Annotated in this window: 8 protein-coding genes; 4 read left to right on the forward strand and 4 right to left on the reverse strand. The window is 50.6% G+C overall.

Annotated features, from left to right (window positions below):
• Nucleotides 1-193: 193 nt before the first annotated feature.
• From LLG96_12220 to LLG96_12235, 4 genes are all read right to left on the reverse strand, one after another.
• Nucleotides 194-1,600 (reverse strand): ATP-binding protein, encoded by a 1,407-nt coding sequence (locus LLG96_12220; protein MCE5250976.1) that lies wholly within the window; start codon nucleotides 1,598-1,600, stop codon nucleotides 194-196.
• Nucleotides 1,542-2,918 (reverse strand): sigma-54 dependent transcriptional regulator, encoded by a 1,377-nt coding sequence (locus tag LLG96_12225; protein ID MCE5250977.1) that lies wholly within the window; start codon nucleotides 2,916-2,918, stop codon nucleotides 1,542-1,544. The genes LLG96_12220 and LLG96_12225 overlap by 59 nt, the downstream gene beginning before the upstream one ends.
• Before the next feature lie 428 nt (nucleotides 2,919-3,346).
• Complete coding sequence (locus tag LLG96_12230; protein MCE5250978.1) at nucleotides 3,347-4,534, reverse strand: glycoside hydrolase family 88 protein; 1,188 nt, start codon at nucleotides 4,532-4,534, stop codon at nucleotides 3,347-3,349.
• 68 nt (nucleotides 4,535-4,602) lie between these two features.
• Nucleotides 4,603-5,535, reverse strand: coding sequence for a flavodoxin family protein (locus LLG96_12235; GenBank protein MCE5250979.1), 933 nt, complete (start codon nucleotides 5,533-5,535; stop codon nucleotides 4,603-4,605).
• Nucleotides 5,536-6,069: 534 nt separating this feature from the next.
• On the opposite strand from LLG96_12235, the gene LLG96_12240 reads away from it, so the two are divergent.
• The 4 genes from LLG96_12240 (at nucleotide 6,070) to LLG96_12255 (ending at nucleotide 10,059) form a co-directional block, all read left to right on the forward strand.
• On the forward strand, nucleotides 6,070-7,254 hold the full coding sequence (locus LLG96_12240; GenBank protein MCE5250980.1) for a hypothetical protein: 1,185 nt from the start codon (nucleotides 6,070-6,072) through the stop codon (nucleotides 7,252-7,254).
• Between the two features lie 129 nt (nucleotides 7,255-7,383).
• Nucleotides 7,384-7,926: a hypothetical protein gene (locus LLG96_12245; GenBank protein ID MCE5250981.1), complete on the forward strand. Its 543-nt coding sequence runs from the start codon at nucleotides 7,384-7,386 to the stop codon at nucleotides 7,924-7,926.
• 414 nt (nucleotides 7,927-8,340) lie between these two features.
• Nucleotides 8,341-9,144: a ThuA domain-containing protein gene (locus LLG96_12250; GenBank protein ID MCE5250982.1), complete on the forward strand. Its 804-nt coding sequence runs from the start codon at nucleotides 8,341-8,343 to the stop codon at nucleotides 9,142-9,144.
• Nucleotides 9,145-9,204: 60 nt separating this feature from the next.
• Nucleotides 9,205-10,059, forward strand: coding sequence for a ThuA domain-containing protein (locus LLG96_12255; protein ID MCE5250983.1), 855 nt, complete (start codon nucleotides 9,205-9,207; stop codon nucleotides 10,057-10,059).
• The last annotated feature ends 22 nt before the right edge of the window (nucleotides 10,060-10,081 follow it).

Here is a 10,081-nt window from a genome sequence, read left to right on the forward strand (position 1 = left end):
TTTGCTTGCCGTTGTATGGATATAAGTTCAATGATGTCAATATTTTATGTCGTATTGCTCTGAAATATCAAATTATTAAAAAAATATATCTGTATGAATGAACAGGGAAAATAACGGTAAAGAGCGGAAAGGATGATTCTCTGGTTATGCGGGTGCAGATGAAAAGAATCAGGGAAAAAGCTGTCGGGTTATGTCAGAATCTCAGCGTGAATACCGTCCGGATATCCGGTTCCGAGCGAACACCGATCGAGCCGCCGTGAAGCCGCATGATCTGGCGTGACAGGCTGAGCCCTATGCCGGAGCCGTTCTGTTTCGTGGTAAAGAACGGGATGAATATCCTGTCGATAACATCGCCGACAATTCCGGGGCCGTTATCGGATACCTGAATGATGACTCTGTCGCGATCATCGATGCTTCCCCGCAGCTCGATGCGGGATTCCGGGCGATCTCCCACAGCGTCAATGGCGTTCAGGAGCAGGTTGATGAGCACCTGCTCGATGAGCTCGAGGTCGGCTGTCAGCTCGAGGGTTTCCGGGGCGACTGCGACCGTAAACGAGATGTCCTTTCCCCCGATGCGGGTCTCCATGAGCTGTTTCACACGGGCAAAAAGGCCTGATACGGGGAATATCCGGTAATCGGGTTTCGGGATACGGGTGAGGTTACGGTAGTTTTCGACGAAGTGAAGCAGTCCCTCGCTCCGTTTCTGGATTGTTTCCACCGCGCTCTTGATGTCCTCGGCGGTCTCGGAGACAGTCTGCGGGTCCAGTTCGCTGAGCGGGATTTTTCCCGCATCGCGGAGAAGCGCGTTGACCGTGGATGCAAGCGAGGCGATGGGAGTCACCGAATTCATGATTTCATGGGTGAGCACCCGTATGAGGTTCTGCCATGATTTCATTTCCTGTTCTTCGAGTTCGCTCTGAATATTGTGGATCGAGACGAGGGTATAGTTTTTTTCACGGAGCATGAATCCGGTGGCGTACACGGCAAGGTGGAGAATCTCGTCGTTATCGGTGATCTTTACGAGTTTTCGCTCCCCTGGTTTCAGCGTGAGCAGGGTATCCACGAGCTCCTGCGAAAAAGAGGCCAGCGATGAAACCGATTTCAGGTGAGACACCCGCAGCAGCCGTTTCGCGGCGTTATTCATGAGTTCGACCGTGCCATCCGGCTGAAACGATAAGAGCCCGATACCAACATGCTGGACAACTGTCTCGAGATACCGGAACGATTCCTCTTTTTCCGAGCGTGCGCGGTGAAACTCCTCCATGACCCTGTTGAATTCGGCATGAAGCCTGTCGAGCGAGGGGTCGCCGGATACGGGGAACGCCTGCGAGAAATCAGAGTATCTGATGGATTCGAGAAAACGTACGAGATTCCTGTTTGATTTTTCGATGAATTTCAGCAGAGCAAAAAGCTCGAACAGTATGAGAAGCCCGGTAAGGGCAAACGTCACATACAGGGCGGTGTGAATGATGAGAAATGCACAGAATACGAGGGACACACCGAGGAGTATGACACGGCAGAAAATTTGAATCCTGAAGCTGTTATAGGCCATATTTTTCCAGCCGGCGATAGAGGGAAGCCCGTGACAATCCCAGTTCATGGGCGGCTTTACTGATGTTCCCGCAGTATTTAGTAATGGATTTCCGTATGAGAATCTTTTCCGCGTCCTCGATATTGTAACTGTCGATGGCGAGGCCGTTTTCTTTCGATTCCTGGCCGGAGAACAGGAAATCGGACGGTTGAAGAACCTGTGAATCGCTCATAATAAGCGCCCGTTCGATGGCATGCTGAAGCTCCCTGACATTCCCGGGCCAGTGGTACTTTTTCAGCTTTTCGATGGTCGCCGCGCTCAGGCGTTTGGGCGGTTTTTTGTATTTTTTAGAGTAGATACCAAGGAAATGCTCGAGAAGCAGGGGAATATCCTCCACGCGGTCACGGAGCGGTGGCAGTATGATTTCCACCGTGTTGATACGGTACAGGAGGTCCTGGCGGAACTTCTGGTCCTTCACCATGGAATGAATATCGAGGTTTGTTGCGCAGATAAGACGGACATTGATGGGCTGCACCTTGTTGGCGCCGACACGGGTCACCTGCTGGTTCTCGATAACCGTCAGAATTTTTGCCTGGAGCGGCAGCGGCAGGTTCCCGATTTCATCGAGGAAAAGCGTCCCGCCCGAAGCGATCTCGAACCGTCCCGCGCGATCTTCCTTTGCATCGGTGAACGCACCCTTCACGTGGCCGAAAAGCTCGCTTTCGAACAGAGTCTCGCTGATGGCGCCCATATCGACGCTGATGAAGACCTCGTCGGCACGGTGCGACTGGCGGTGAAGTTCGCGGGCGACGAGCTCCTTTCCGGTGCCGTTCTCGCCGAGGATAAGAATGTTGGCATCGGTGCCTGCGACTTTTTTGATGGTGGCGAAAACCTCCTCCATGCGCGGAGAATCGCCGATGAAGTTGTTGAACTGTTTGTCGAGGTCGGCGCTGAGCTGTTTCTGCCGTGACCGTAGACTGTTCACCTGGGTTCTCGTCATGCGGAGTTTCATGGCTGAGGTGAGGGTGGCGATGAGCTTCTCGTTCTGCCACGGTTTGAGCACGAAATCTGTGGCTCCTTCCTTGATTGCACGGACCGCCATCTCCACATCTCCATAAGCGGTAACGAGGATAACAACGACCGAAGGATCGATCTCATAAATCCTGTTGAGCCAGTGAAATCCTTCCTGTCCGCTCGATGCATCGGCGGTGAAATTCATGTCGAGGAGAATGATATCGTAATTCTCGTTTTTGAGCAGTGTCGGAATCGATTCGGGTTTCGATTCGGTATGTACGAGCTCGGCGTGCTGCTTGAGGAGCAGGCGAGCCGCGAGGAGCACATCCTTGTCGTCGTCGATAATGAGGATTTTACCGAGTTTCGTATTCATATACGCTCCGGTGTAATAAATATACAATCTCGTGAATAACCGAGTGAAATGCGGCTCGTGTTCAAAGGGATTATCCTGTTTTTAATAGTAACTAAAGTCAACCTCACCTGTCAAGCTGAAAGGATTGTCCGTTCAGTTTACTGTCCGCAAACGGCTTACAGTCCAGAAACGGAAAAGTCTGGATTCAATTAGTGCATTAAACTTACGAATGAGATGTTTACATGTTAAACTGTCATTCCCGTGAAAACGTGAATCCATCATCCAATGCTCAGGACTTAGCGATATTAGTACTGGATTCCCAATCCACATCGTTCTTTGGAATGACAATACTCGTACAATAAATTACTGATTAATAACCAGACGAAAAACCATATTGTGTTGATACAGAAAACCATATACTCGTTTTTTCTCCTCAGGAGCCACCACCATCAGATGCCGCGCTTATACCTCAGGAGGGCTTCGAGAAAGTAATAGTCACCATAGACAAGCGACACATCGATCTCCGATTTATGCGGCACACTTCCCGTTCCGTGGAGGAGTATCCCCATACTTGTGGTGCCTTCGGTCAGGTATTTCGGCGAACAGAGGGACGACAGTGTCCTGAGCGCAGCCTGACGGTACCGGTCGGACTTTGTTTTGTCCCCGACGAGGGTACTCAGCTCAAGAAGACCCGAAGCGGCGATCGCGGCAGCTGCTGAGTCGCGCGGCTCATCGGGAATTCCGGGTGCGAAGAAATCCCAGTACGGTACATAATCATCGGGAAGGTGACTGATGTAAAAATCCGCGATTTTGCATGCCGTTTCGAGGAAAACGGAATTTCGGGTCTCACGGAAAGCCATGGCAAATCCGTACAGCCCCCAGGCCTGCCCTCGTGACCAGGTGGAATCGTCGCGGTACCCCTGGGCGGTGTATTTCCCGAGAACTGCGCCCGTATCGGGATCGTAGTCGACGACATGGAATGTGCTGCCGCCCTCGCGGACATGGTTTACCTTCGTGTTGAAGGCATGTTCTTCGGCGATGAGGGAAAGCTCGGAGAAGCCGCCGTTTTTAGCGGCCCAGAACAGGAGTTCGAGATTCATCATGTTGTCGATGATGACCGGGTATTTCCACCGGTCGTTCGACCCCCAGGACTGGATGACGCCGGTCGTCCGTTTGTACCTCGTTGCGAGCGATTCGGCGGCGCGGATCATGATCGGTTTGTACGCCTCGTTGCCGGTAAGACGGAGCGCGTTTCCGTAGCTGCAGTAGATCATGAAGCCCACATCGTGGTTGCCGGTATAGTCCTTGACCGGTTCGAGCGCCTCGGTCCACCGTATCGCCGCCGCCCTGAGCGAATCGTCATGGCTGTACTCGTAGATGTACCAGAGGCATCCGGGAAAGTGTCCGCTCCGCCAGTCGTACATATCCCCCGTTTTCCATGTGCCGTCCGGCAGTGTGCTCACAGGGAACCGTTCCGGGTCCTTCACGAATGCCACCGATTTTTTGAGCTGCCCGACACTGTATTTGAGCGCATGATCGACACGGCGGTCAAACTCGGTCGAGCGCGGGGAACAGGAAAATGTACACAGAACAAAACAGGTCAGTGAGTAATACACGAGAGAAATGGAATTTTTCATTATCGGCTCCCGGGATTGAATAAAAAGTGTATAAGATTATTTTTCCCGCCCTGTAACGGCGCCCGCTATCATTCTTCCAGCTCATCGAGCGGCCGGTACGCTTTCGGAATGCCTGTCCTGACGACATCCTTTTCGAGAAACTGTTTGAATGTCGCGTTGGTCCAGAACTTGGCCACTCTCACAAGCTCGCGGGATGCCGCCGTACGGTCCCCGGCGTGGTAGCGTTCGAGCGCCGTCTTCAGGTGTTCGCAGGCCCTGACGAGTAACTCGTGCGCTTCCGGGTTGGTGAACGAGCCGTCCCCGAGCGCGCATGCCGGTACCGAGGTTTCGTATTCGAACGAACCGTCCGTCATGTTCTCGAGATACCCGTCCACGATGTCCCAGGGTGTGCCCATGTACATGGAGAATACTTCCTCGTCGGTGAGCTTGCGGCGGCCTTTGCGTTCATCGTCAAGGGCGGCTTCGGCGAGACGGAGGGCAAGCTCGACCGCTTTCGGGCGCGCCTTGTCGATATACGCCGTATGAACCGGGAGCCCGCCGATATAACGGAAGCTGTAACCGGCGGCTTTTTTACAGTGTTCCTCCACCGCTTTTTTCTGAAATCCCTGGTTCGAGGCGCATGCGATGGAAGCGAAAGGCGTCCCGTGCGAAAATCCCTCCCATACCGTGGGATAGACGCGTTCGAGAAACACCCGTGTCATGGCGCTCATTCCCCAGCCGTGGACGGGATCGATAACGAAGAGCGCGTTCGCACGCTTGAATGCCCGGTAGAGGACACCCTCGCCGCGTCTGCCCCAGTCATCGTCGAGAACACAGCCGGATCCGGTATTCCTGATGCAGCTGAAACAGCTCGTACAGGGTTTGAACGTGTAGTCGTGGAGATGAAAGGCTTCGACATCGATGTGCTCGACCTTCGCGAGAGTTTCCACCACCGTTTTCATGAGTGATGCGGTAAATCCATTTTTACGGCCGCTCGCCTGAGTGACCATGATATACGCCATTCGATGTCCTCCCCGTATCAGTGGAACATATCTGCGTTTTGATGAAAAAGAATTTTAAAAACTGTTGATAACGCCATAAATAATATAGGTAAAAAAATTACGAGAACAATGATATACACGGGTATATGGTGAAAAATTAAACTGGATATCCCTTTTGATAAACATGGAAAATGGTTTAATCAGAAATATATGATTTCTTCGACACTATGTGATCCCCCCTGCCTGCGGCATCCCCCCTTGTTAAGTGGGGAAAAAAGCGGACAGGGGAACGGTTGGCTCCCCCTTTGTTTTATAAGGGGGAAACGGCGAAGCCGAGGGGGATCAATGATATTGCTGATTTAAGGGGATAACCGCACCGCAATTCTCCATGAGTCTTTGTTTTTTTCCCCGCGCACTGTATATTAACGATATTGTGGAAAATGTGGTTGCAGCAGGTTTTCGTTTTTGTATATTTACAATCGCTCTATTGCAGGAAATCCGTATAAAAATACTTTAATAAATACGTATCTCGTATATTTTATGAAAGGAAACAACATGGATAACCCCTGGAAAAGAATCACGGCGCTCAATGACGAAACCGAAATCTGGTGGGATTCCTCGCCCCTCGTATGGCCGAATTTCAAGGATGAGTTCGCCAATTCCCCGACAGTGCCCGAAGCCGACAGGCAGTGGTTCAGGAGCGAAGTGGACGGCATGTTTTTCGATGCCCCGGTCGGCGGGTGGCTGTTCAGGGGAAGCACCACCAATCCGCCGCTGTCGTGGGCCGTTCTGAAAACCCGCAGGAACGAATGGGATGCGGTCATCACTGAGAAACGGAAAGCCTACCGGGGAAAATCGAAGTATGGGCTGTTCCTCGATGTGTATTTCGAGGTCGTGAAACGCGGTGCGGAAAAGCTGATGCCGTTGTTCGAGGCTTCCGGGGGTAAATACGGCCACATATCCGGCCAGGTGGCGCCGCAGCTTTTTTATAACGAGCCGGCGATGCGCGAGATGGCGGACCAGCTTGCGGACCTTTCACCGAATGTCATGATTAAAATCCCGGGAACCACCCAGGGAATACCGGTATACCGGTATCTTGCCTCGAAGGGAATCGCGACAAACGCAACCTGTGTCTTCACCGTTCCCCAGATAATGGCTGTGGCGAAGATGGTCGCCGAGGGACGGGCACTCCACCTCCGGGAGACGAAAACGCCTCGTTTCGGCTGGCGCGCGGTCTGTACGCACATGACCGGGAGGCTCGAGGACTCGGCTGCCTACCGTGGAGTTGTCAACAAGCAGAACCTCGATATCAGCCCGCTCGATCTTCGGTACTCCTCAGAGGCTATCGTGAAGAAATGCGCGGCCCTCTTCATAGAGCGCAGTCTCCCCATCAAGATGCTCACCTGTTCGGCGCGGCTCCACCGGAAGCAGAACGGCGAATGGTTTTACCCGCACGTCGATATGTTCACCGGCGGCCCCACTGTCTACACCATACCTCCCAAGGTGTTCGGGCAGATCATGATCTACTATAAAAACAAGGAGATAGAAAGCAACTGGAACAGGCAGGTACCACCCGAAATGATAGCAAAGCTGAGCCAGGTCGAGTATTTCCGGCGGGCATATGCCGAGGACGGGTTTGATGTCGAGCAGTTCAACGAGATTCCCTCGGTAAGCGAAAACGAAACCGATTTTGTCGGAGCTGTACGGGAAATGATCGAGTATGTGGGGAGTTTCCTGTAAAATTCCTTTTCATCATAACCCTGATGTATCTGAAAATATTCATAAACACTTTCACCGCGGAGACCTGCTGCGACGGTGCGCCAGCACTGCAAGCCCGGATAAAGTAATTGTTCACAAGGAGGGAATTTTATGTACAAAAACCTGTTGAAAATGGCAGGTATTTATACTGTACTGTTCCTGATGATCGGCATGAATTCTTTTGCACAAAAGACTGATACAACACCTGTTCGTATCCTATTCGATAAAAATTCGGAAAGAATTGACATCGTGACCGGAAAGCAGCTGCCTGATTACACGCAAGCCCGGAGAGGCAGCTTTCAGTTTTATGATAAGAGACTCGATTCACCCACAGATCAGATACAGTATATGTTCTCCTCCATGGTCAGTTCAAACGTAAAAGATATCGTACTTATGCGGAAAATACATTCCCAGAATGTATGGGCGCTTTCAGGATCCGGTGATATTCTGGACCTTAAAACCATAATTGTTGCGGATATCGTTAAAGAATATGCGGTTTCTTTTATTCCCCTGAATCCGACTACCCAAAAACCGGACCGTCGTGTGTATGTTTTACTCCAGGATATGTATCTTATTCAGTGGGCTGATGTCGATCACTGGGCAGCAACCAAAAGTCAGACAGAATATGAATCTGAAAAGGGGATTGTTTATTGATTTGAATCGCAGGGATTAAAACCGTAGATGGACGCTGATGAGTGTAAAAAGAATTGTGGGAAGATGGATACTTGGTACGAACTGTTGGAGATAAAAGTAAGTCTCACCGCGTGCAGGACGGGGCATTCTGCGGGATGTCGGTAACCGCAGAAATAATAAGGCGCTCAGTATAATATCATCGTAAACAGGAAAAAGCTCCGGTTCAGTTGGATTTGTTTGACTGAAGACTGAAGCTCCGCCTTTCAGACGGGGTAATTCACTCTTTCCATACACGGTCATTCCCGCGAACGGGGTTGATCGGGGATCCCCCTGCCGCCTGGATGCATTCCCGTTTCCACCGGAATGACGGAATAGCGGTGTAATGACGGCTGCTGATTCTTATGGTATGACAACGATTTATCCGGGAGGCAATACATGGATATAATACAAAAACACTCGAGAAGAACAGCTCTCAAAACAGGACTTGCCGCTGCCGCCGCTGCAGCACTTACCGTTCCGGAAGCGAAACCCCAGGATTCACAAATCCCGTCAACATGGAAACCGAAGAAACCGGGCGAAATAAGAATTTCAGCGATATGCGGGGATGATAACGTAGTGAAAAGCGGCCTCAGCTCGATAACGCGACATATACAGAATGCAAGTTTCTGGTGGGCGGATAACTACAGACCTGTAACGCCTGAGATGCTCAATGATACGGATTTGCTTATCACCTATTATTCCATGTACCTGTACACCGAAGAAAATGCAAAAATAATAATCGACAATATAACAAGCGGCCGCATGGGTTGGATCGCTCTCCACAATACTCCATGGTTCACCAAAGGCAATTTAAGCGATTTACTCGGTGTGGATTGCGCCCTTCACCGTGAAATCCAGCCGGTTATTATCTCTCATCTGAATCAAAATCATCCGATTACAAAAGGTATTGAACCGCATGTTATTAACCTCGACGAACAGTTCGGGTTGTTTTTAAGAAAACCTGAAGACCCCGATGTCACGGTTTTGTTCAGGAGTCAGGGAGTTCACGATAAGCAGTGGACAATACAGGGTATCTGCGCCCAAAGAGGCAAGGGCAGGGTTGTTACATTTACTCCGGGCCATTACAATTGGACTTTTGATAATGAGGCCTGCCAGGAAATACTCTGGCGCAGCGCCCACTGGGTGTTGAACTTGCCGATACCGGCGTTTTATGGGAATTATGACAGTTTTATCTGGTAAGAACTGACTCACCGTCTCCACTCATACTACAATCCTGTTTGTGCCTTGAAGGAGAAGACAATGGGTTTATTCAATAAAGCGGGAAGACAGGGAGTTCTGAGAGCCGGTCTTCCTTTATTGGCTGCCGGCACAGCCGCCGTTCCGGGTGTCAATGCCGCCATCAATCCTGAAGAACCCGGAAAAACCAAAGTTGTTGCAATTCTTGGAACTGATGACTCACATAACGGAGTCGGGTATGAAATACAGATTCGTAAAATATTTGAATCAAAAAAAGACTGGCAGTTGATAGTTGTACGGGCTAATAAATTTTTCACCCCCGAATTAATACGTGATGCCGACTTGCTGATTACCTGCCAGAAGAGCGGCGCCGATTCCATAGATGTTTTCAGCGGTGACGGCGGTCTGGCGGATACAATGGCGGAAGGAGTTCCTCTCTGGACGGATACCAATGTAAAAGCCATTATCGATAATGTCAGGAATCGCGGGATGGGGCTTATCGCGCTCCATAATACGATTCTTGCAGGAAACCGTCAGTTTGTGGATTTTCTCGATGTCAGGGAGATAATGTGCAACGAGCTTGAACCTTTATGGGTCACGAGAATCAATAAAAACCACCCGATAATGCAGGGAATCGGAAAATTCATGATTGCAAACGACGAACAATTTGCGGTTATTATCAAATCAACATCCACCGCCACACTGTTTGAGACGACTGCTATCCATGAGAAAAGGCAGGTAATAAGCGGATGGGCTCTGGACAGCGGTAATGGCAGAATTGTCGGTCTTTTACCCGGGCATACGATTGATACGTATAAAGAACCGGAATACCGGAATATCATATGGCGTGCAGCTCACTGGGCGATGAAGCGTACAATCGAGCCGTACCCGAATGCACAAAACAGGTATTATATTTAAGGGGGCGGTGAAAAAATGTCTT

Source organism: bacterium (genome assembly GCA_021372535.1).
Lineage (GTDB): Bacteria > Latescibacterota > Latescibacteria > Latescibacterales > Latescibacteraceae > JAFGMP01.

What these genes read in the sequence shown, in the direction of transcription:
- LLG96_12230 (MCE5250978.1), bottom strand. Translation starts at nt 4,534, where the DNA reads ATGAAAAATTCCATTTCTCTCGTGTATTACTCACTGACCTGTTTTGTT.
- LLG96_12235 (MCE5250979.1), bottom strand. Translation starts at nt 5,535, where the DNA reads ATGGCGTATATCATGGTCACTCAGGCGAGCGGCCGTAAAAATGGATTT.
- LLG96_12250 (MCE5250982.1), top strand. Translation starts at nt 8,341, where the DNA reads ATGGATATAATACAAAAACACTCGAGAAGAACAGCTCTCAAAACAGGA.
- LLG96_12255 (MCE5250983.1), top strand. Translation starts at nt 9,205, where the DNA reads ATGGGTTTATTCAATAAAGCGGGAAGACAGGGAGTTCTGAGAGCCGGT.
- LLG96_12225 (MCE5250977.1), bottom strand. Translation starts at nt 2,918, where the DNA reads ATGAATACGAAACTCGGTAAAATCCTCATTATCGACGACGACAAGGAT.
- LLG96_12220 (MCE5250976.1), bottom strand. Translation starts at nt 1,600, where the DNA reads ATGAACTGGGATTGTCACGGGCTTCCCTCTATCGCCGGCTGGAAAAAT.
- LLG96_12240 (MCE5250980.1), top strand. Translation starts at nt 6,070, where the DNA reads ATGGATAACCCCTGGAAAAGAATCACGGCGCTCAATGACGAAACCGAA.
- LLG96_12245 (MCE5250981.1), top strand. Translation starts at nt 7,384, where the DNA reads ATGTACAAAAACCTGTTGAAAATGGCAGGTATTTATACTGTACTGTTC.